Origin of the sequence: Sphingomonas sp. TF3, from assembly GCF_003985085.1 — a bacterium.
Taxonomy (GTDB): domain Bacteria; phylum Pseudomonadota; class Alphaproteobacteria; order Sphingomonadales; family Sphingomonadaceae; genus Sphingomonas.
This window is the reverse complement of sequence record NZ_RWKS01000001.1, coordinates 250,183-273,417: the sequence shown is the minus strand read 5'-3', so window position 1 is coordinate 273,417 and position 23,235 is coordinate 250,183. Positions and strand designations below refer to the sequence as shown.

The following is a 23,235-nucleotide window of genomic DNA, read 5'->3' as shown; positions in this document are numbered from 1 at the left end:
AAACCCACCCAGCCACTCCGCGAAAAGGTCTGGCCGGTTCCTCCGGTTGCGCGCTTTGGGCAGTCGGCGCGATCTTAGGCGGATGCTCTGCGACAGCGGCGGCGCAAGTCTCAACGCCGACTGCCAGCCCTGCAGCGGGGCCACTGCCGACCCCGGTGAACGCGGCGGACCGGGCTCCTCGGACGGACGATAGAGACGACATCATCGTTACGGCGCGGCGCGGTGACGCGGTTGTACCACCGGAAACCGAGCTGGGCGCGGACGACATCGCAGCATATGGCGCGGATACGATCGCGGAGTTGCTAGGCGTCATTGCCCCATTGATCGATGGAAGCGGCAGGGCACCTGTGCTGCTGGTCAATGGAAAACGGATCGGCGCGGCAGCGGGCGTCACCGGATTCCCGCCCGAGGCGCTCGCGCGGCTGGCGATTTTGCCGCCGGGGGCGGCGTCACGATATGGCTATCCGGCCGATCAGCGCGTGGTCAATCTGGTCTTGAAGCCGAAATTCGCCAGCTGGGACGGCTCCACCGGCGTGACGCTTGCAACGGCGGGTGGGCGCGACAGCGAAAACGGTTCGGTGAGCCGCGTCGTGATCGACGGGGCGACCTACTGGAACGCGCAGCTTCAGCTGTCCCGCGACAGCGCCCTTCGCAAGAGTGCCCGACCTTTAACCTCGCCTGCGGCTTTGGTTGATCTGGCGGCGCATTTCGCCGCGCCGGATGGAGGAGAAATCGATCCGGCGTTAAGTCGGATCGTCGGCCGCACTGTTGCCGTCGTCGACATTCCCGCGATGGCGTCGGGGCACTCGCCCAACCTGGCAGCGCTTGCGGCCGCCGCCGCTTCCAATGTGCGGTATGACAATCCCGACGATGTTGATGCGTTGCTTCCCGGCGGTCGGACACTGGGGATCAATCTGGGGGTTACCCGTCCGCTCGGCGGGTTTTCCTTATCCTTGAACACAAATTTCGCGGTCATCGGCAGTATTCAGCAGCTTGGATATCCCGCCCAGGCGCTTCACCTGCCAGCGGGCAGCCCGTGGTCGCCGTTCGCGCGCGATGTCCTGCTGATACCGGCTTTGTCGGGCGTCATATCTACCGCGCGCCAGGATACCGCCACGTTCGGCGTATCGAGCACGCTTGCAGGCTCTGTCGCGGGCTGGAATGTGAACCTGGTCGCAAACTACACCCAAAGCTGGAGCGACAGCCGCTTCGATCGAAGCGGAGATCTTACCGCTGTGCAAGCGCGCATCGATGCACATGATTCAACCTTCAATCCCTATGTCGCGCTGCCGCGCGCGACGCTTATCACCACGGACCGGGTGCAGTCGCAAACGCGCGGTCTTGACGTAAAAGTGATCGTGGACAAAGCGGTGGCGACGCTCCCGGCCGGACCGCTGACGGTGAACCTCGCGACCGGGGGCAGCCACGTTGCGGTGGGCAGCGATGCCCGCGACACCGCAAATGCGTCGCCGCCCGGCCTGCGTCGTACGGAAATTAACGCCCAGGCCGGTTTCACCGTGCCGCTGACCCGGCGGCGCGAAGGTCCCGGTGCCGTATTGGGTGAGCTGTCGGCCACGGTCACGGCTGGGATGGCTGGCATCCTCGGCAGTACGGTGCAACGCCAGCTCGACAACGCGCTCAGCTGGTCGCCCGCCGCCACGGTCCAGGTGTTCGGCGACTATAGTATCGCAGAGGACGCGCCAGACGTAGCCCAGCTAAATGCTCCGCAAACTCGGACGGTGGTTCGCCTCTATGACCCTGTTCGGCAGGAGGTCGCCGCGCCGATCTGGCTCAGCGGCGGCAATCCAAATTTGCGCCGCGGGTCGAGGACGAATTTTGTCCTGAAAGGGGCGTGGCGACCCCTGGGCGGGCAGGGACTGACGATCAATCTAGGCTATCAACGGCAAATCGCGCGTGGCGGCGCGACGGGCTTTCCGCAGTTGACGCCGGCTGTCGAGGCGGCGTTCCCGGATAGGGTCATGCGAAACGGAGCCGGGCAGCTGATCGAGATCGATGCGCGCCCGATCGCGATCGAGCAGGACGATAAGGCACAATTGACCGCAGGATTTACGCTGCTCTGGAACCTCGGGCGCGCGGTCGCCCCCGCCCAGGAGCGGCAAATACGCGCAGGAAACTGGCGGTTTTCGGTGGCACTCATCCATCATTGGCAATTGGAAAGTCGGTTGACGATCCGTGCGGACCTTCCCGCCCTGGATCGGCTTGGGGGGGATGGCGGACAGCCGCGCCATTTGCTGTCGGCGCAGGCGGTGGCGGGTAAGCGTGGTATGGGAGTGACGCTAAACGGTCGCTGGCAAAGCGGCGTCCGTATCCGCAATTTGGCCATTGCCGCTGGGAGGGGCGACAATGCGTATGCTGCGCTGGCCCAGCTCGATCTGGATCTGTTTCTCGAGCCAGCGACGCTTTTCGGCGCGCGTTTCGACCGGGGTTGGGCAGCAAACACACGGCTTTCGATCAACGTCCAAAACATGTTCGATCGGTTCCAACGCGTAACGCTCGCCGACGGAACCGTGCCAGCCGGTTACGATCGCTACCAACTCAACCCGCTTGGCCGAACCGTGCAAGTAACGTTCCGGAAGCATTTGTGAGGAGGCGCTTGCCGACCCGCAGACCTGGCCCTGCGTTCGGGGATGTGACCTCCCGCCCGTCGGTGGCGCGCGGCGTTGGGGATGTTCTCCAGGAGCGGTCTCGAGGCTGGTAGCATCAATGAAAGGCTTTGCGACAATTACGCCCAGAGCAAGATCGGATCGACTTTAAGAGTTTATTGATGCTGTTGACAAAAATACTCTCGCGGAAAAGAATAGATCGCTGTAAAAATCGTAAAACCCTTGGGGGCATTTGTCGCGCACGCCAGTGACGCAGGACTGGAAGGATTGGTATCATGCCGCGTTTGTCGGGAATGGTCCACATCACGTCGATCGAGGACCTGCATGGCGACATGGCCGGTGCCAGCCAAGATGCGATGATCTCGGTTCTTGGTCGTCGGAGAATACCGCTGACCTGCCAGCGCAGCCAATAGACAGGGTCGGCGACACAAAGCACGAGTCCGGCTTCTGGACGCTGTCACGATAGGCGAGAGGCGGACTGGCACGGGCAGAGCAAGGAAAGGGGGACGGGGCACATGAGGCTTTTGGATCCATCGACATGGTTTGCTGCGGCGAAACCGGTGCCGCCAGTACAACCGCCCACCGAGGTGAGGGTTCATGAATGGAAGCAGGCCGAGATCCTCTGGCGAATCCGCAAGGCGGACACGGCTTCGCCGGCGGACCCCATCATCGCAGCAGAGCTGGACAAGATCTTCTACGATAGCAGCGGGAATCTCAACGAGGCCGACTGGTCCCGGATCAACGAGGCGGAAAGTCTGCTCGGCGCTGTCCTCACCGATGTCCAACTGAGATCGCAATACTCGATCCTGCTGACATTGGCGACCGCGCGAGCGCTTCCCTCGCTCAGTACCTATCCAAACCGGTCCGCATTCGGATTGCTCGGTCTGGATGACAAGCGGGATATCTACGGTGCGCTTCTGTACGAGCTGCAGTCCGGCTTCATCGGCGGGCGTTTCATCCGCCGACTGCGAGCCGAGGCCGCATCCACCTTGCTGCGCTACGGCATTATCATTGCCGCGATCACGATTCTGGTTCCCTTTCTATGGCTCTTCTTCACGTGGCTCAGCCTGCCGAAGAAAGCTCTTTTGGAAGGAGGCGCGGTGATCAACGAGACCATCTTCGTGCTGCTGGCGGTCGCGTGCGCCGGCGCGCTTGGCGCATTCTTTAGCCGTGCCATGAAATTTCAGACAGACAGCGCCGCGCTGACCTTCGACACGGTCATTCAGACTTACGTTTCCCGCATGCTTTGTCTCCGCCTGCTCTGCGGAATGACCGGGGCGATTTTCTTCTACTTCTTCATCTGCGGAAAATTTGTCGGCGGAAACCTCTTCCCGGCTCTGAGCTCCGGCATGGTGACAGAGCAGACGATCTGGACGTTGCACTTGGCCGGCCCCGTTACCAAGGGCCTCGCCAAGGTTAAGCCCGAAGATCTTCGTGCGGCGTCCGAACTGTCGCCAACGGTGGAGTTTGCCAAACTTCTGGTCTGGTCGTTTTTGGCGGGCTTCTCCGAACGGCTCGTTCCGGACACCTTGGCGAGCCTTGAAAAGAAATCGGCCGACGCATTGCAGGCTCCCGGTGCGAAGCCGTAACCGAAGGCATCGAACGGCCTTCTCGACGCGACGTATCGCCTGCAGCCAAGACGGCTGATTTCTGCTCGCCATAATGATCTGCGAGATAATCAACGAACAGGGGCGTGCGCGCAGGCACGTTCGGGCTGCCCAAGAACGTCCTTGCGGCGATATTCTGCGACCCTACTTTCTACGGTGCGGTCGCCGAACGGAGCGCGCCGTTAGCGCTCGCGGGAAGGAGCAATATGGCGGATCACCCGGACCACATGGTCCACGCCTCCGATACACGAAGCGCCAGAGATCCGGTCTGCGGGATGTCCGTCGATCCGGATACGGTGCCGCATCACGCCGATCATGCAGGGCGGCGGTATGCGTTCTGTTCGGCGGGCTGTCGCACGAAATTCGTGGATGACCCGGGGAAATATCTCTCGTCCGATGCCCCCCCGGCGGTATCGCCATCGCTTGTCTCAATGTGGACGTGCCCGATGCACCCGCAAATCCATCGGGATGGGCCAGGCACCTGCCCGATCTGCGGCATGGCGCTCGAGCCCGAACAGCCTTCGCTGGACGACGTAGCGAACCCCGAGCTTATAGATTTCACGCGGCGCACATGGGTGGCAGGTGTCCTCAGCGTGCCGTTGCTGGCGATATCGATGCTCGCCGAGATGCTGGGCCTGCACTTCGTGCCGCCGGCCTGGTCGCCCTGGATCCAGCTCGGGCTGACCGCACCGATCGTGTTGTGGGCGGGCTGGCCGTTCTTTGTGCGGGCCTGGACGTCGGTGGTAACGCGTCATCTCAACATGTTCACCCTCGTCGCGCTCGGGGTGGGGGCGGCGTTCTTCTACAGCTTGGTGGTGACCGTCGCGCCGGGCATCGTCCCTGCGACCTCTCGCATGCACGGGGCGGTGCCGGTCTATTATGAAGCGGCGGGCGTCGTCGTCACGCTCGTGTTGCTGGGGCAGGTGCTCGAATTGCGCGCGCGCGCGGCGACGGGGCGGGCAATCCGCGCGCTGCTCAATCTGGCCCCCAAGACGGCGCGGCGGATCGCCGCCGACGGAACGGAAGAGGACGTCGACCTCGCGCTGGTCAAAGCCGGCGATCGATTGCGCGTTCGACCGGGAGAAGCGGTCCCGGTGGACGGGGTCGTGGTCGATGGACGGTCCTCCGTCGATGAATCGATGCTGACCGGTGAGCCTGCTTCCGTGCTGAAAGCCGATGGGGCGGTTGTAACCGGCGGCACCGTCAACGGCACCGGATCGCTCGTCATCGAAACGCGGGCGGTGGGATCGGACACGGTCCTCGCGCGGATCGTGAAGATGGTGGCCGAGGCGCAGCGCAGCCGTGCGCCGATCCAGGCGGTCGCGGATCGCGTATCTGGCTGGTTCGTTCCGCTGGTGGTGGCGATCGCGGTCGTGACCTTCTTGGTATGGAACCTGACCGGGCCGGAGCCGCGCTTCGGCCAGGCGCTGCTCAACGCGATCGCGGTGCTGATCATCGCCTGTCCTTGCGCGCTGGGGCTGGCAACGCCGATGTCGATCATGGTCGGCACCGGGCGCGGGGCGGCCGCTGGCGTGCTGATCAAGGATGCCGAGGCGCTGCAACGCATGGAACGCGTCGACACGCTGGTAATCGACAAGACCGGCACGTTGACCGAGGGGCGTCCAATCCTGACCGCGGTGGAGACCGCCGGGGGTTTCGAGCGCACGACGGTGCTCTCGGCGGCGGCGGCGGTCGAGGCCCGGTCCGAGCATCCGCTGGCGCGGGCCGTGGTGTCCGCCGCCAAGCACGAGAGACTCTCGATCGAACCCGTCGACGCGTTCGATTCTCAGACCGGGCGCGGCGTGAGCGGCAGCGTGGCCAGCCGTAGTGTGCTCGTCGGCAACGCGGAACAAATGACCCTGGCGGGTGCCGACACCGCCCCACTCGCCGATGCGGCGGATCGCTATCGCAGCGAAGGGGCCGGGGTCATGTTCGTTGCGATTGACGGGCAACTTGCGGGGCTGCTGGTGGTCGCGGATCCGATCAAGCAATCCGCGCGCGCTGCGGTCGCCGCGCTACGCGCCGAGGGGTTGAGGATCGTGATGCTCACGGGCGATGTCGCTGCTACCGCGAACGCAGTGGCCGTCGCGATCGGCGGAATCGATGAGGTTCATGCCGGGCTGAAACCCGCGGACAAAGCGCGCATCGTCGGCGAGCTGAGGGCAAAGGGCGCGATCGTGGCGATGGCGGGCGACGGCATCAACGACGCCCCCGCCCTGGCTGCGGCCGATGTCGGCGTGGCGATGGGCACCGGCACCGACGTAGCGATCGAGAGCGCCGGTATGACGCTGACCAAGGGCGATCTGGCCGCGATGGTCCGGGCGCGGCGGCTGGCAAAGGCGACGATGCGCAACATTCGGCAAAACTTGCTGTTCTCGTTCCTGTTCAACGGTATCGGCGTACCGGTCGCGGCGGGCGTGCTCTACCCGGTCGCGGGCATCCTGTTGTCGCCGATGCTGGCTGGCGCGGCGATGGCACTGTCGTCCTTCACCGTCGTGACCAACGCGCTGCGATTGAATGCCGTGCGGCTGTAGCTCGGGATGGCGGCAGCGTGGCGCGACACCTGCTCGCCTTGAAAAAGGGGCGGTACGGCTTGCTCATTGTCGGCGGGGGGCTGCGATCTCCCCGCGATGCGACGATCGTTCGGGCTACCGTACCCGGTCAACGCCCGATCAAGGAATGCGCAGCTCGAACGGCCCGGCCGGGAGTTGGGCGTCGTCGACCACATTGACGACCGGAAAATCCGCCCAGGCATAGCGCACGCGCGTAACCGGGCGATTGTCCGCGAAGAGCGTGGCATGGTTCCCCGTAACGGTCGCGCGGGCGTAGCGACAGGAGCCGACCTCGGGCCCGCACAGCTCGAATCCGATGGCCTGGTTCGTGCTGCGCGTGTGCAACGCACCGGTCACGCCTGCGAACGTCACGGTCACGTTGCCAGCCGTGTCCTGTGTGGCTTCTAAGGGCTGCGGCCCCGATGCCGACATCGTCTGTCCATAGACGAGTGCGCCCATCGCTCGAGCCAATCTTTGCCCGACTTCGTGCTTCTCGCCCGGATGGATGTCGAGGGGGTCGCCAAGGTCGAGCGTTACCGCGACCGCCGCATGACCGTCGTCTTGGGCCACTTTGCGCTGGTCGTCGCGGACTCGCGCCCAGCCGCTTTCGCCAGGCGCGATCGACGGCGTGCCGAAACCGGCGAGCGAAACGATTGCGAACGGCAAGTGCGGTTGCGCCACTTGACGCCGCCATTCGGACATCATCGCCTTCAGCCGGTCGGCATAGCCGGGAATGTCCGTGTCGGATTCGCCTTGATACCAGGCCACGCCCGCCAGCGCGGTTTGGCCGAGCGGCGCAATCATCGCATTGTAGATCGTTCCGGCACCGGTGATCTCGTCCCATGGCACGCGCGGCGAGGTGCCGAGGACGCGTTTGGCGATCGCATAACGCCAGCCATCGGCAATCGGCACAATGCTGCCGTCGGCGAAGGTCAGTTTCATGGCGTCCGCCGGGCCGGGCATGCCCCCCGTCGCATAGGCGTTTTCCACGTTGACGGTGATAACGTTGCGGCCGGCGACGAACGTACCGGCGGGGACGGAATACATACGCGCGTCCCAGCCGCCGCGCCCGCCGACAGGTTTTCCGTTGATCCAGGTGCGGTCGGCATCGTCAATCGCGCCGATGGCGATGGTGGCCATCTGGCGTGCCTGTTCGGGCGTCAGCGTTATGGTCTTCTGATACCACAGCATGCCGAGATAGGTCTGCAGTGCTGGCACGCCCCAGTCTTCGTAAAAGGCGATCTTTGGTACGGGCTGCCAGTCGAGCGCCGCGTCGGGCTGCCACGGTTCGTGACCACGCGTGTCGCCGGTCTTGTCGCGCCACCAACTTTCCCAGGCGGCGCTCGCCGTGCGCTCGGCGGCGGCAGGATCCCGGGCGTAGAGTGCGAGCAGGTCGGCTTGCGCGCCACGGCCCGCGGCGCGCTGTGCGTCTTCGCCCATCCATGCGGCGATTTGCGATCCACCCCAACTCGAATGGATCGCGCCGATCGGCACCTTGGCGACCTTGCGCAATGCCTGCACCATGTAGAAGCAAGCCGCCGAAAAGCTGCCGGTCGTCTTTGCGTCGGCGGCGCTCCAGCTGGGCTGTTGCGCAAAACGGTCACGCGCGGTCGTCGATGTTCGCTTGGCCACGGTCACGAGGCGGAGCTGATCGTCGGCACCCCCCATGATCGCGCCCATCGCATTCTGTGCGCGCTCGACGGGGAGCTCCATGTTGCTTTGGCCCGAACACAGATAGACATCGCCGATCAGCACATCGTGCAGCGCCGTCGTGCCGCTTGGTGCCATTACGAGCACGTCATACGGGCCGCCGGCGGGCAAGGGCGGCAGCGTGACGCGAAAACGACCGTCGCGGGCCGCGCGGGCTTGGGCCGATTGCCCGGCCAGCACGACGGTAACGGGCTCTCCCGCGATCGCTTCGCCGGTCACCACGATCGGCTGGTTACGCTGGACGACGCTATGGTCGGACAGCAGGCCGCCCACGGTAGGCGCGGCACAGGCGGGACCGACGAAGGTCCCCAAGGCCAGCGCGAACGCGCTCGTCCCCACAGCAAAGGTGCGAAGCATGAAATACCCTCTCCTTCGAACCGCCTGACGATTACGCGTTCCGCGCCGTTGACGCACTGGCTCTCTGCTTATACTCAGACAATATAACGGAAAGCGCAAGGGCTCGGTAGCGCTCTTTGCGGGTGTGAGGGGGGAATGTTGCATATGATCTGCATGTCCCGCGCGGCATCGGGCCGCGCCGAAACTCTCGCCTTTCCGGATCTGCGTCGTGCTCCGGCCGACTTCCCCCACGCTCTGCGTCAAAGGACTATTGCCATGATCCGTCGCGCCCATCTTTTGCTCGGCCTTGCCCTTGTCGCCACGGTGCCTGGCGCGGGCTTTGCCCAGGAAAATGTCGACCCCGCCAATACCGCGACCGCCACGCTTCACGGCGATCAACCGGGACCGGTGATGAACCGGCAGGTGTTCGGCCAGTTCGCCGAGCATCTCGGCCACGGCATCTATGGCGGGATCTGGGTCGGTGAGAGGTCGTCTATCCCCAACGATCACGGTTATCGCCGCGACGTGCTGGAGGCGCTGCGCGCGATCAAGGTGCCGGTGGTGCGCTGGCCCGGCGGTTGTTTTGCCGACGAATATCATTGGCGTGACGGGGTCGGGCCGCGCGGCAAGCGTCCGGTCAAGATCAACACCAACTGGGGTGGCGTCAACGAAGACAATGCCTTTGGCACGATCGAATATATGGGCTTTGTCGAGCGGTTGGGGGCGGAGGCCTATGTCTCCGCCAATGTCGGCAGCGCGCCACCGAGCGAGACTGCGCAATGGGTCGAATATATGACCTCGCCCAACGGATCGACGCTGGCCAAGGAACGCGCGGCGGACGGTCATGCGGCCCCGTTCAAGGTTCCCTATATCGGCATCGGCAATGAACTGTGGGGCTGCGGTGGCAATATGCGCGCCGAATATGCTGCGGACCTGACCAATCGCTACGCCCTTTTTGCCAAGTCGGGCACCGGCAAGATGCTCAAGATCGCCAGCGGTCCGAGCGACGCCAATTATGAGTGGACCGACACGCTGATGCGGCTGTCGGGCAAGAATATCGATGGCCTTTCGCTGCATTACTATACGCGCCCACGCGACCAGGAATGGAAGGACAAGGGTGCCGCGCTCGGCTTTCCGGAGAGCGAATGGGCCAGCACGATGGCGCACACGCTGCAAATGGACGAGTTCGTCACCAAGCATTCGGCGATTATGGATAAATATGATCCGGCCAAGAAGGTATGGCTGGTCGTCGATGAATGGGGCACCTGGTACGATCCCGCTCCCGGCAGCAATCCGGGCTTCCTCGTCCAGCAGAACAGCGTGCGGGATGCCGTCGTCGCGGGGCTCAACCTCAACATCTTTGCGCATCATGCCGACCGCGTGAAGATGGCGGCGATCGCGCAGATGGTGAACGTGCTGCAGGCGATGCTGCTCACCGACGGCGCGAAGATGGTCAAGACGCCGACCTATTGGGTGTTCGATCTGTACAAGCCGTGGCAGGACGCGACGGTCTTGCCGATCGACGTGAAGTCGCCCTGGTATCACAAGGACGCGACGGCACTTCCCGCGATCAGTGCATCGGCGGTGCGTGACACGGCCGGGCAAGTGCATGTCGCGTTGGTCAATCTCGATCCCAACCACGCGATCCCGCTGTCGATCGCGCTGGCCGGGGTCACGGCTGGCAGCGTTTCGGGGCGGATCGTCACCGGCGCGACGATGGACGCGCATAACAGCTTTGAGCAGCCCGATGTGGTGAAGCCGGTCGCCTTCACCGGCGCGCATGTGAGCGGTGGCACGCTCAGCACGACGCTGCCGCCTATGTCGGTCGTGGTGCTCGATTTGCAGTGAGGCCGCGAGGGCGGTCCTGCGCTGCGGGTGCGGACCGCCTTTGGAGCTCGGGGTTTCTTTGAAAATAGCCCGGCTTCCTCCCCTCCCTTTCAGGGAGGGAGAAGTCGCCTATTCGTCAGAGCGGCAGCCGGACCGCGCGGCTGGTGGTGAAGCTGGCGGTGCTGGTCGGCACGCCGGTGTCGGGCTGGCCCGATCCCACGCTGACGCGGTATTGGCCGGCCATCACTTGGCGCGTTCCGTCGATCGCCACTGCGCTCAAGTCGCGGGGCGACAGGTCGAAGCTGATGACGCGATGCTCGCCCGGCTTGAGCGTGACACGCTGATAGCCGCGCAGTGCCACGCGCGGGGTGCCGGGTTGATCGGGGAAGTTGAGGTAGAGCTGCACCACCTCGTCGCCCGCGCGCTCACCGGCGTTGCTGACCTCGGTCGTCACGCGCAGCCCGCTCTCGGCACCGCCGCTGGCGGGTGTCACCGTCAGCGGCGTGTAGGCGAAGCGCGTGAAGCTCAGGCCGTAGCCAAACGGGTAAACGGGCGTGCCGGTGAAATAGCGATAGGTGCGCCCCGCCATCGCATAATCGTCGAACGGCGGCAGGTCGGCAACGCTGCGGTAGAAGGTCAGCGGCAGGCGACCGGCGGGATTGGTCTTGCCGGTCAGCACGTTGGCGACGGCAAGCCCGCCCGACTGGCCGGGATACCAGGCCTCGACGATCGCGGCGGCATTGTCCTTGGCCCAGGCAAGGTTGATCGGGCTGCCGTTCATCGCGACCACGATCAGCGGCTTGCCGGTCGCCTTCGCGCGTTCCAGCATCGCTTGCTGCTCGGCGGGCAGGTCGAGCGAGGTCTTGTCGCCGCCCTTGAAGCCCGGAATGTCGGTGCCGGTTTCCTCGGCCTCCATGTCGGACGTCAGCCCGACCACCGCGACGAGCACGTCGGCCTTGGCAGCGGCGGCGGCGAGATCGGGCTCGGGCTGGGGCGAGATCCGCTTCCACACCAGATCGGTATTTCCGAAGCCGCGCGCGGTCGAGACCAGCCGCAAGCGATAGCGCTGGCCCTTTTGCAGCGTCACCGTCTTGAGCGTCGGCAGCGGGCTGTGATGCTCGCCGCCGACATCAAGGAAGGTGTGCCCGTCAATTTCCAGCAGCCCGCTGCCGCCAAGGCCAAGGCGGTAGCTGCCTGTCTCGGGCGCGACCAGAAACCCGGTCCATTCGGTGCGGTGATAATCGTTCACCCTGGGCAGATCGAAGGCGCGCGCGGCAACATCGACCTCGCGCCGCGTCACGATCGGGCGGTCCTGATAGGTGAGCGCGGCAAGGATGGTGTGGTCGGTCCCTGGCTTGAAGGGGAGGCTGGGCGGGGTGACCGGGTTGAAATAGCGTGCGAGCAGCCCGGGCTTGCCGTCTGGCCCAATCAGCGCCGACGGCGGCACGCGATCGCCATCGGTGATCGATTCCCCGAACGGCACCAGCGTCACCGCGCTTGCTCCGGCGGCTTGGCGCAGACCGTCGACCACCGATACGGGCGGCGCGGATTGCGTAGAGGAATAATTGCCGCGCAGCACGCGCGTCGCATCGCCGAGGGGCCCAAGCACGGCGATCCGCGCGCCGGGACGCAGCGGCAGCACGCCGTCATTCTTGAGCAGCACCAGGCTCTTTTCGGCCGCTTCCAGCGCGAGCGCAATATGATCGGGGGTGAGGATGGCGCTTACCGGAACCACCGCCGGTGCGCCCGCGACGCCTGGCAAATCGCCATTGCGGAGGCGCGCGGAGAACAGCCGGACCAAGGTGCGATCGATATCGCCTTGCGAAATCAGATTGCGCTTCAACGCCTCGCCGAACCGGTCGGGCAGGCCGCCGATATCGCCGATCGTCTGGGTGTTGCATTCATTGTCGACGCCCGCCTTCATCGCTGCAGCGACGGCGGTCGCCTGGTCGGGGGCATATTTGTGATTGTCGGCAATGTCTTTCACCGCGTCACAATCCGACACGACATAGCCGGTAAAGCCCCAGGCACCGCGCAGGTGATCCTTAAGCAGCAGATCGTTCGCGCAAGCGGGCTGGCCGTCGATGCGGTTGTAGGCGCACATGATCGAACCGGCGCGCCCCTCGACGATCGCCGCGCGGAACGCGGGGAGATAGGTATCCTCCAGATCGTGCGGCGAGACATAGACGTTGGCGGCGTGGCGGGTCGATTCGGGGCCACTATGGACCGCGAAATGCTTGGGCGTGGAGATGACCTGCGGCAGATCCGGGTTGGGCCCCTGCATGCCTGTTACGAAGGCAACGCCCATGCGTGCGGCGAGATAGGGATCCTCGCCATAGGTCTCCTGGCCCCGGCCCCAGCGCGGATCGCGGAAGATGTTGATGTTGGGCGACCACGTATCGAGCCCGGTGCCGATCCGGCCCAGCTTGCCGGTCTGCCGCCCTTGGGTGTGGAGCGCGCGCACCTCGGTGCTGATCGCGCCCGCGACCTGATGCACCAGTGGGGCATCGAAGCTCGCCGCTAGGCCGATCGGCTCGGGGAAGTTGGTGGTCGGAATCGGCCCGAGCGCGCCGTGGAGCGATTCCGTCCACCAGTTATACGCCGGAATCTTCAGCCGTGGGATGGCGGGTGCGACGTTGAGCAGCTGCGGCAGCTTCTCCTCGGTCGTCATTTGCGCAACCAGTGTTGCCGCAAGGCGGTCCGCCTCGGCGCGCGCCACGCCGGGCTGCGGCGGCAAGCGGGTTGGCGATGCGGGCACGTCCTGCGCTTGCGACGCAATGGTTGCGACGCTGGCGCTCACCAGCAGGAGCGCGCGCGATGCGAAAGAAAGGGTCGATGCCATAATGTACCTCAAATCCGGGGGAGGGAAGGAATCGTCGGAGGATCAGATCGTCGGTAACCCATGCTCGACGATCTTGCGGATCAGATCGCGGTGCCGCGGCAAGCCCGCGCGCAGACGCTCGGTCTGGGTCGCGGCTTCGCGCCGTGCCTGCGCCGCGAGCCGGGTTTCGCCCGCGATCGCGTCGCGCGACACTTCGGTGTGGAAGTTCATGCCATAGAGCACATATTGATAGCTTGCCGCGGGGAAGACTTCCTCGACACGGTCAAATTCGTCGTGGAACCATGGCGGCTGGTATTTCCACAGGGTCAGCAGATCGCGTAGCCGGTCCGGGACCGTTTCGGGCCGGACATTGTCGCGCCAGAAATCGCTGTCGGTGCGCTTGGTCAGCACATAATGCAGCTTCAGGAAATCGATGATCCGGCCCCAGCGGTACAGCGTCGTCGCGTTGAAGCGCGCGGCGAGGATGTCCATCACTTCGCGGCACACCGGCATCTGTTCGGCCACCAGCTTGGCGGAGAGTTCGATCAGCACGATCGCCGATGCTTCGAGCGGTTCGAGGAAACCGGCGGCCAGGCCGATCGCCACGCAATTGTTCTTCCAGAAGGTTTCGCGGTGCCCGGCCCGGATCGCCAGTTTGCGCACCGCCAGATCGCGGCCGCGCGGGCCGAGATAGGCTCGCAATTCCTGCTCGGCGGCATCGTCGGAAATGTGGCTGCTCGAATAGACATGCCCGACGCCGCGCCGCGTCGGCAGGCCGATGTCCCAGATCCAGCCTGACGATTGCGCGGTCGAAATCGTGTGCGAGGCGATTGGTCCGTCCGGATCCTCATGCGGGATTTGCACCGCCAGCGCCGTGTCGCAAAACAAGGTGTCGCTGCAACTCTTGAACGGCACGCCGAGCGTCTTGCCGATCAGCAGCGCCGCAAAGCCAGTGCAGTCGATGAACAGATCGCCCGCGATCTCGCCTGCCTGTTCGGTGACGACGGTGAGGATGTCGCCATTTTCGGCCTGCGTCGCATGCTGGACGTCGGCGAGTATGTGGCGAACGCCGAGCGTTTCGCAGCAGTGCCGCTGGAGGAAGCCCGCGAATTTCCCGGCATCGAGATGATAGGCGTAGTTGGCGAGCGCCTCATATTCGGGGGTGGCGATCGTCTTGGGGGCAAGCCCGTCATCGCACAGCCGCCCTTGCGGCGAGACCATGTCGCAGAAGCTTTGGCCATGGCCGTCGGCCAGCCAATGCGTCGCAAGATTAACCCGCGAGAAACTCTGCGGCAGCATCAGCGGATGATAATAGCCTTCATCGGGCTCGCCGGTTGTCCAGCGGGCGAAGCGCGCGCCTTGTTTGAACGATGCGTTGCATTCGCGGAAGAAATCGCTTTCCGACACACCGATTTTGGAAAGCGTCGTGCGCAGCGTCGGCCAGGTGCCCTCGCCAACCCCGATGATCGGCGTTCCGGGGGATTCGATCAGCGTTACCGAAAAGCCTTCCGACATCCGGCCGCGATGCCGCGCGGCGATGATGCCGGCCGTCAGCCACCCAGCCGTCCCGCCGCCGACGATGACGATATTTTTGACGCTCTGCATCGCTCCCGACTACCAAAAATGAGGGGGTGCCGATACGGCACCCCCGAGGTGGCGGAGACTAGAAGCGGAAGCGCGCGCCGGCCAGATAGCGCCGTCCATAGTCGAACACGTCGAGCAACTGATTGTCGAAGCGGCCGTGGGTGCTTTGCTGGTTGTTGTTGACGTTCTGGACCTCGCCAAACACGCTGAAGTGCTTGTTGATGTCGTAGCTCGACGACAGGTCGAGCTGGAGGCTCGAATTGACGAAGGTCGGTTCGGCACCGAATTGTCCGGTATTCTGGTTCTGGCCGAACTGGAGCAGATACTTGTCGCGCCAGTTGAGCGCCGCCCGGAACTGGAAGCCGTGCTTGTCGTAGAAGCCGACGAAGTTTGCCGAGTTGGCCAGGCCGGTGACCGCAAAACCGGTTTGCGAGATGTTGGTCGGATCGTAGGGCTTGTTGGTGTCGACAAAGGTCGCGTTGGCGGTGAAGCCGAAGCCGGTTTCGCCGAACACCTGTTGCCATGCAACCTCGACCCCGCGCACCGTCGCGTCAGGCCCGTTGACCTGTTGCGTGACCGCAAAGTTGGCGGGCTGCCCGGTGGTCGGATCGATCACGCCGTTAATGGCCTGCCGCGTCACACCGCCAACGATGAAGTTGCTGACGTTCTTCACGAAGAAATCGACCGAAACGTAGGAGTTGCGCTTGTAATACCATTCGGCCGCGACGTCGAAATTGTCCGACAGATACGGCTTGAGGTTGGGGTTGCCGCCGCTTGCCGTCAGCGCGTTGACGCGCTGGCCGCTGCCGACGTTGAGCACCGGCGACAGCAGGTTGAGCGCCGGGCGCGTCAGCGTGCGCGACGCATCGAAGCGCAATTGCAGCCGGTCGGTGACTTCGAGCCGGGCGTCGAGCGTCGGCAGGAGGAACGAATAGCTGCTCTTGCTCGAAACCGCCTGAACCGGGGTATAGCTCGACACTGTCAGCAGCGTCGGATCGGCGCTGCTGGTGCTGAGCACCAACGGCAGGCGGCCCTGGCCGACCGATGTCAGATGGGTGTTCTCGTTCCGCACGCCCGCGTTGAAGTGGAACGGCATATTGCCGATGTCGGTGGTGAAATTGACGCTCATGTAGAGCGACCAGGTCTTTTCCCGAATATCCTGGATGCTGCCGGGATCGACCGCCTCGTCAAAGGTTCCGGTAAAGCCGGTAACGCCCGAATAGTTATAGCCGGGGATGTTTTTCGTCTGAGGATTGCCGAGGCTGGTCAGATAATTCTGATAGGCGATCGGGTTGAACATGATCAACGACGGCGGCAACGAGCCCTTGAAGCCGGGGATGAAGTTGTTGGTCGAGATCGTGCCCTGATACAGGCTGCTTGGCAGCGGCGCGATGCCACCACCCTGCGCGGAAGGCGTGCCGTAGCCGGCATAGGCCTGCCAGAAGTTGTTGGTGAAGGTGCTCTGGTTGCTGAGCTGGAAGCGGTCCTCGATATACTGTCCGCCAGCCTTGATGGTCAGATTGTCCTGATGCCAGGTCGCATTAAAGCGCGCCTGCTTCAGGGTATCGGTGTTGCGCTGGGTTTGGTTCACGGTGACATGCGAACCGATCAGCGCGGGATTGGCGAAATCCGCAGCGGTGCCGTTGGGCCCAAAAGCCGTCAGCACCGGAATGGCGTTGCTGCTGTTGCCGAGAATTTGCAGCCCGGTCGTCGTGCCGAGCGCACCGCCATAGCCGATATCGCCGTTCTGGCTGCCGATATTGCCGTCCGGATTACGCCAGCTCTGCGCGTAGTTGAGATCGCCCTCGAGCGTGAGGTGCTCGTTCGCGTCCCATTTGACGTTGCCGCCGATCGCATTGGTCTGCAGCACTTCGGTGTTGATTGCCGAGGTGAAGTCGGTCGGCGAGCCGGTCTGCGTGAAATTGATGGCCTGCCCGTTCTTGTCGAGCTCGACGTTGCGCAGCGCGCCCTGGTTGAACCACACGCCGAAACCGTAAATGTCGGTGACGACCTTCTGCCGCGAGAAATTGTCGTCGATCGTGACCATCACATCGTCCGACGGATGCCATTGCAGCGCGATGCGCCCGTCATAGCGTTCGTCCTTGGTACGATCCTGCTCGTAAACATATTGCTGGGGGAACCAGCCGACCACCGTCTGGCGGTTGCGTGCGTCGGCATAGGCGGCGCTCTTGGAGTCGCTGGTTGGCGAGCAACTGGTCGCAGTGGTGCCCTTCAGCTGGCACGGCGCGTAATAGCCGCCCTCCCAGCCATTGACGCCGACGCGGTTGGTGTTGGTATCGCGGCGCGTGTAGATGAAGTCGGCGAGCACGCCGAGCGTGCCATTGGCGAAGGTGTCGCTAAGCAGCACGCCGCCGGTCGGAACGATCTTGCCCGAGCGATCCTGCACCGAGCCTGCAATGCTGGTCGCCAGGCGGAGGCCTGGATGATCGAACGGCTTGGGGAATTCGACATTGACGGTCGCGCCGATCGAGCTTGAGGTCAGCGCCACGTCGGGCGTCTTGAGGACGCTCAGGCGGCCGATGAAATCGGAACCGACGGTGGAGAAATCGATCTGGCGGCCACCGGTCGCGGTCGAGATGCGGCGACCGTCATACAGCGTGGTGTTGAAGTCGCCGCCAAAGCCGCGAACCGTGATGCCGGTTGCTTCGCCGCGGGCACCCGAGCGCTGGATCGACACGCCGGGCAAGCGCTGGAGCGAGGCTGCGACGTTCGAGTCGGGAAATTTGCCGATGTCTTCGGACGAGATGGCGTCGACAACGCCTGTCGCCGAACGCTTGATGTCCAGGTTGCGCTGGAGCGATCCGCGCAGACCCGTAACGATGATGTCCTGCCCGATGTCGTCGGGGGTAGAAGGTTTGCCGGTGTCGGCGGTAGCAGCCCCATCCTGCGGCGTTACGGCCTGCGCGGTATGGATAGTCTGCGCGTCGCTGGTTTGTGCGGCGGCCGGATCTGCCAAAGCAAGCGCGAGCAAGCTCGGAGCGCCAATCAGAATAAATTTGCGCCTGCGTGAGCCCGATGCTGCGCTATTCCGGCGTGCGGTGAAGTACGTCACAATCCCCTCCCTCTTAAACTATCATTATTATTCAGACGTCTGCCCCAGGCCGTGGGCCCCGGGACAAGCTTCTCGCGCCCCAGTCGGTATCGTCCGACCTATTGCGCTGGGAGCATTGTTATCGCTACCAGAGACGCTGCGCAATGGTATTTGTCGGTGTAATGCGAAAAAACGATCAAGGCTCTTGGCCGGAGCGTGGTGCGCCGCTTATGCCAGCAGGACGACCGTGAGCAGCGGCGCGATAGCTTAGGAGAGGACGCCGATGGCGACGCTGGAGGTCTTAAATACCGATAATCACGCGGCGCTGCGGCTTGGTCCGCCGCTGTCCGCCGACCGGCACTTCGTGCAGATCGTGGTCGAAGAGTTCGAGTCGGTCGCTGCCCGATTTCCGATCCTTTTTACCAAACATCCTGAAACCGGGGCATTTTATGCCGGAGCACTGCTGGGCCTGAAGCCGGGCGAAAACATTTTTTCCGGAACGGGTGATGGCGCGGCGGTCGAAGGGCTCCTCGATCTGGTGCGGCAGGGTTTCTATATCTCCGGCGATCATATCGCGATCGATCCGGCGCACCCCCGCTTTGCGGGAACGGGTGGGCAAAGGGTGTTTGAAGAAGAGGGCCTGCCCGCCGCAGCGCTGCGGCGTGTCCAGAGCGCCTTGAGTCAGTTGCACGCGGGGTTGCCGCGGACCGAGCAGTTCCTCAAGCGTCTGCTCGCGCTCAAACTGGTCGAGCCGATCGACCTGTCATTCAGCTTCGACGATGGCGAACGACTCGTGCTGGAAGGCCTCTACACGATCAGTCGCGATGCCCTGGCCGAGCTCGACGACGTTGCGGTGATCGGACTGTTCCGGCAAGGCGACCTGGCGCTCGCGCAAAGCGTCCTTGGATCACAGCAGCATCTTTCGCGCCTCGCCCACCTGCGCAACGATCGTCTTGTTGCCGGATGACATCGCTCGACTCGCCCTGCTTGCGAACCGTCGACGGCACGACATTGGATCGCGACCGGTTCCTCCGCGACATTGCCGAGCCGTGCGAACCGGTCGTCTTGCGCGGCGTATGTCGCCAGTGGCCGGCTTATGTCGCGCAAGCGCAATCGCAGGCGGTGCTCGTCGCCTATCTGGCACGATTCGCGGTCGACCGGGCGGCGGAGATGTTTGTCGGCGATCCGGGAACGGGTGGACGATACGATTATGCCGACGGACTGGCCGGGTTTACCTTCTCGCGCGAAAGCGTGCGGTTCGGTGAGGCGCTTGGGCGGATCGCGGACGCAGCACAGTCTCCCTCGCAACCGTCAATCTATGTCGGTTCGCTGCCCACAGATGACTATCTTCCGGGCTTTTCTGCGGAAAATACGCTCTCGATCCTGTCGCCCGACGTCGGGCCGCGGATCTGGCTTGGGACCGCGTCGTCGGTCGCTTGCCACTATGATACGTTCGACAACCTCGCCTGTGTCGTGGCGGGGCGACGGCGTTTCACGCTTTATCCGCCCGATGCGATTGCCGATCTGTATGTCGGGCCGATCGATCACACGCTGGCCGGGCAACCGGTCAGCCTGGCCGCCAGTGCGCCGCCGGAAGACGCACGCTACCCGGCGTTCGCCAACGCCCGGGGACGGGCGATTCCCGTCGATCTGGAACCCGGCGATGCGTTGTATCTGCCCAAGCTGTGGTGGCATTCGGTCGAAGCGACCGCGCCTTTCAACGTGTTGGTGAATTACTGGTGGGATGGCTTTGCCAGCGGTCCGGATGCGCCGCACACCGCGATGTTGCTCGCGATGATCGCGATTGCCGAGCGCCCCGCACCCGAGCGCGCGGCATGGCGGGCATTCTTTGACCATTATGTCTTTCGCCCCGATGGGCATCCGCTCGCGCACCTGCCGGAACCGCAGCACGGTATCCTGGGGCCACTGCGCAGCGGCAATTATGGGCGGATCCGCGCGCTGGTGATGCGCTTGCTTCGCGGCGGGTAGGCCACGGCCTAGAGGAGGCGCTGCAAGGAATTGACGCAGGCCTGCTTTAGACAGACAAGACGACACGTCGCGAAGACGCGATACCGGTCCAATGGGTGCTTGGGAGAGTGATATGCGCAATCGTCATCGGCTGCGGGCGGCATGGCGTGCCTCGTGCGTTGCCTGCATCGGAACCGCCGCTTTGCTGATGGGCGCGATGCCGGCAATCGGGCAAGTGCCAACGCATGTGCCGCCGCCGGTTGCCGGTGCTCCGGCCGTGACGATCGAGCGGATCAAGGTCCATGCCCCCACCATCGTCGGCAATCTCGAGGGCGATTCGGCGGACCGCGACGTGCTGGTGATGCTGCCGCCAAGCTATGCTGCCAATCCGAAGCGGCGCTACCCGGTGCTCTACGCGCTCCACGGCTATTCGATCGGTGCCGAGCAATGGACGCATGAAATCCATGTGCCGCAGACGATCGAGGGTGCGTTCGCCACGGGGGTGCCCGAGATGATCGTGGTGCTGCCGGATTCGAAAACGCTGCATAACGGATCGATGTATTCGAGTTCGGTCACGACCGGTGATTTCGAGACCTTCATCGCGCGCGATCTGATCCATTATGTCGACGCGCATTATCGCACGATTGCCGACCGGCGCAGCCGCGGGCTCGCCGGGCATTCGATGGGCGGTTACGGCACCGCGCGGATCGGGATGCGGCATCCCGACATGTTCGGCGCGATCTATATGATGAGCCCGTGCTGCCTGTCGCCGCGCGATCCCGGCCAGATCGACCCCAAGGTCGCTGCCGCGCTGGAGGCGGTCCATACGCGCGAGGAAGCCACCGCGCTGCCCTTCTTCGGGCGCGCGCAATTCGCGACCGCCGCCGCCTGGTCGCCCAATCCGCAGAACCCGCCTTTTTACCTCGACTTGCCGACCAAGAACGGCGTCGTGCAGCCCGAGGTGCTGGCAAAATGGGCGGCGAACGCGCCGCTCGCCTTTGTCGACCAATATATCGGCAATTTGCGCCAGTATCGCGCCATCGCGATCGATGTCGGCGATCAGGACGGCCTCAAGGACGACGCGGCCAAGCTTCACGCGACATTGGACCGCTATGGTATCGCCAACAGCTTCGAACTGTACCACGGGACGCACGTCAGCGACGTGGCGGTGCGCTTTCAGGAAAATGTGATGCCCTTCTTCGGCAAGAACCTCGTGACCAAGGCGGCGCGCTGATGCGCGGCGGACGCAGCCGATTGCGCGTCTGTGCGGCGCTGCTCGCGGCCACGGCTTGCAGCTTGCCCGCGATGGCACAGGCCGACGATCTCGCCCCAGCCGGGCGGTGGAGCGCTTATACTGCGGGCGCGGGGCAATTGCCGCCAATGGGGTGGAGCAGCTGGAACGCCTTTTACGAAGATGTGAGCGAAGAGAAGGTGCTCGCCTCGGCGCAGATCATCGTCGATTCTGGGCTGGCGGCGAAGGGCTATCGCTATATCGACGTCGATGACGGCTGGTGGCTCAAGCGACGGGAAAGTGACGGGCGGATGGTCATCCGCACCACGACCTTTCCCTCGGCCAAGGGGGCGGGGCCGGGCGGCGACACCAGCTTCCGGCCCTTTACCGACCGGCTCCATGCGATGGGGCTCAAGGCCGGCATTTATTCCGACATCGGGCGCAATACCTGCGGGCAGGCGTTCACCTCGACCATGGCCAATATGCCCGAAGGTACCGTCGCCGAGCGCGAGGTCGCCCTGTACGGGCATGTCGACCAGGATATCGCGCTCTATTTCAAGGACTGGGGCTTCGACCTGATCAAGGTCGACGGCTGCGGCATCCGCGCTTTCCCCGCCACCGATCCGCGCGTGAAGTCGGGCCAGTATCGCGCGCTCGCGCCGCTGGTCGACGTCGAATCGGTCGGGCGCAGCGACATTGCGGCGGTGCGCGGGCTGTATGAGGAGGTCGGGCGCGCGCTAAAGCGCTATAACCCCGACAACGACTTCCTCTATTCGATCTGCCTGTGGGGCTCGGCCGATGTCCGCGCCTGGGGCAAGGATGTCGGCAGCATCTCGCGGACCAGCGAGGACATTTCGCCAAGCTGGTCGCGGATGCTGCACAATTTCGACAGCGTGTCGCGCCGCGCGCTCTATGCGCATCCGGGATCGTGGAACGACCCCGACATGCTGTTCATCGGCACCGGCGATTTCGATGCGGCGCATGCGGCCGAGGCGCGGACGCATTTCACACTTTGGGCAATGGTGAATGCGCCGCTGTTCATCGGCTATGACTTGCGCAAGGCACCGCCGACGATGCTGGCGATCCTGGGCAATTCGCGGATCATCGCGCTCGACCAGGATCCCGTCGGCAACCAGGCGGTGCTGGCGTTCGATACCGACGATGTGCAGATCCTCGTCAAAACGCTGGCGAGCGGCGACAAAGCGGTGGCGATCTTCAACCGCACCGCGTCACCAGCGCAAGCGGTGCTGACTGCCGACCATCTCAAATTCACCGCCGATGGCGACGTTACGCTCGACGATCTGTGGGATGGCGGCACGACGCACTTCCGCGGCGAGACCAAGCTCGCGCTCGCGCCGCATCAGACGCTTGTCTTCACTGCGCACGGCACGCGGCAATTGCCCGGCGGTCTCTATCTCTCGGAGCAGCCGGGCCGGGTGAATCCTGCGGTCGATGGCGTCGTCGTCCCCGAGCATGAGCCGCTGATCCACCGTGGCATCTTGCCGTGGCGCGGGACTCGGGGCGACGGCGACCACCCGCGTTATGGCGGCTGGGGTGGCGCGCAGGCTGACGGCACGCCTTATGGCGAGACGCTGCAGGTGGCCGGGCGTCGCTTCACCACCGGGATCGGTGTGCTTGCCAATTCGCGGATCGAAGTGCGCAATTCGGGGTTCGCCCGCTTCTCGGCGTTGGTCGGGGTCGACGATTCGGCGCGCGATCGCAGCCAGCCGGTGCGCTTCGCGGTCTATGGCGACGGCAAGCTGCTCGGCCAGTCGGCACCGATGCGCTTCGGCGACGCAGTCGCGCCGCTGTCGGTCGACGTGCGTGGCGTCACGCTGATCGAACTCGTTGCGCGCACCGCGACGCCGCTGCGCTTTCCCGATCCGGTGAGCTGGTCCGAGGCGGCGCTGACGCGCTGACTCC

General features: G+C 64.3%; 13 protein-coding genes. 9 read left to right on the top strand and 4 right to left on the bottom strand.

The features are described from left to right. Nucleotides 1-155: 155 nt before the first annotated feature. From EJC47_RS01130 to EJC47_RS01120, 4 genes are all read left to right on the top strand, one after another. Nucleotides 156-2,606 carry a TonB-dependent receptor gene (locus tag EJC47_RS01130; protein WP_126845142.1) on the top strand — a complete coding sequence of 817 codons (2,451 nt, stop codon included), beginning with the start codon at nt 156-158 and terminating at the stop codon, nt 2,604-2,606. 293 nt (nt 2,607-2,899) lie between these two features. After that, on the top strand, nt 2,900-3,037 hold the full coding sequence (locus tag EJC47_RS20930; RefSeq protein WP_156142989.1) for a hypothetical protein: 138 nt from the start codon (nt 2,900-2,902) through the stop codon (nt 3,035-3,037). Nucleotides 3,038-3,139: 102 nt separating this feature from the next. After that, nucleotides 3,140-4,213: a hypothetical protein gene (locus EJC47_RS01125; RefSeq protein ID WP_126845141.1), complete on the top strand. Its 1,074-nt coding sequence runs from the start codon at nt 3,140-3,142 to the stop codon at nt 4,211-4,213. Nucleotides 4,214-4,506: 293 nt separating this feature from the next. Beyond that, nucleotides 4,507-6,765, top strand: coding sequence for a heavy metal translocating P-type ATPase (locus tag EJC47_RS01120; protein WP_441004741.1), 2,259 nt, complete (start codon nt 4,507-4,509; stop codon nt 6,763-6,765). Between the two features lie 138 nt (nt 6,766-6,903). On the opposite strand, the gene EJC47_RS01115 is transcribed toward EJC47_RS01120, so the two are convergent. Further along, the gene (locus EJC47_RS01115; protein WP_126845140.1) at nt 6,904-8,850 is read right to left on the bottom strand and encodes a sialate O-acetylesterase; all 1,947 of its coding nucleotides are present in this window, start codon (nt 8,848-8,850) and stop codon (nt 6,904-6,906) included. A 255-nt stretch (nt 8,851-9,105) separates the two neighbouring features. On the opposite strand from EJC47_RS01115, the gene EJC47_RS01110 reads away from it, so the two are divergent. Then, entirely contained in the window at nt 9,106-10,677 is a 1,572-nt protein-coding gene (locus EJC47_RS01110; protein WP_126845139.1) for an alpha-N-arabinofuranosidase, read from the top strand. Nucleotides 10,678-10,792: 115 nt separating this feature from the next. Here EJC47_RS01110 and EJC47_RS01105 read toward each other — a convergent pair whose 3' ends face one another. The 3 genes from EJC47_RS01105 to EJC47_RS01095 are packed head-to-tail and all read right to left on the bottom strand — an operon-like array spanning nt 10,793 to nt 18,137. Beyond that, on the bottom strand, nt 10,793-13,498 hold the full coding sequence (locus EJC47_RS01105; RefSeq protein WP_033964507.1) for a glycoside hydrolase family 3 C-terminal domain-containing protein: 2,706 nt from the start codon (nt 13,496-13,498) through the stop codon (nt 10,793-10,795). 42 nt (nt 13,499-13,540) lie between these two features. Further along, a complete protein-coding gene (locus tag EJC47_RS01100) occupies nt 13,541-15,082 on the bottom strand; it encodes a tryptophan halogenase family protein (RefSeq protein ID WP_033964506.1) in 1,542 nt (513 codons plus the stop codon). Between the two features lie 58 nt (nt 15,083-15,140). Continuing rightward, complete coding sequence (locus EJC47_RS01095) at nt 15,141-18,137, bottom strand: TonB-dependent receptor (protein WP_409574462.1); 2,997 nt, start codon at nt 18,135-18,137, stop codon at nt 15,141-15,143. Nucleotides 18,138-18,396: 259 nt separating this feature from the next. On the opposite strand from EJC47_RS01095, the gene EJC47_RS01090 reads away from it, so the two are divergent. The 4 genes from EJC47_RS01090 (at nt 18,397) to EJC47_RS01075 (ending at nt 23,231) form a co-directional block, all read left to right on the top strand. Then, a complete protein-coding gene (locus EJC47_RS01090) occupies nt 18,397-19,080 on the top strand; it encodes a SapC family protein (protein ID WP_126845138.1) in 684 nt (227 codons plus the stop codon). After that, nucleotides 19,077-20,102 carry a cupin-like domain-containing protein gene (locus EJC47_RS01085; protein ID WP_126845137.1) on the top strand — a complete coding sequence of 342 codons (1,026 nt, stop codon included), beginning with the start codon at nt 19,077-19,079 and terminating at the stop codon, nt 20,100-20,102. Before EJC47_RS01090 ends, EJC47_RS01085 begins: the two co-directional genes overlap by 4 nt. A gap of 112 nt (nt 20,103-20,214) precedes the next feature. Further along, on the top strand, nt 20,215-21,315 hold the full coding sequence (locus EJC47_RS01080; RefSeq protein WP_126845136.1) for an alpha/beta hydrolase: 1,101 nt from the start codon (nt 20,215-20,217) through the stop codon (nt 21,313-21,315). Next, nucleotides 21,315-23,231, top strand: coding sequence for an NPCBM/NEW2 domain-containing protein (locus tag EJC47_RS01075; protein ID WP_126845135.1), 1,917 nt, complete (start codon nt 21,315-21,317; stop codon nt 23,229-23,231). Before EJC47_RS01080 ends, EJC47_RS01075 begins: the two co-directional genes overlap by 1 nt. Nucleotides 23,232-23,235 lie beyond the last annotated feature (4 nt).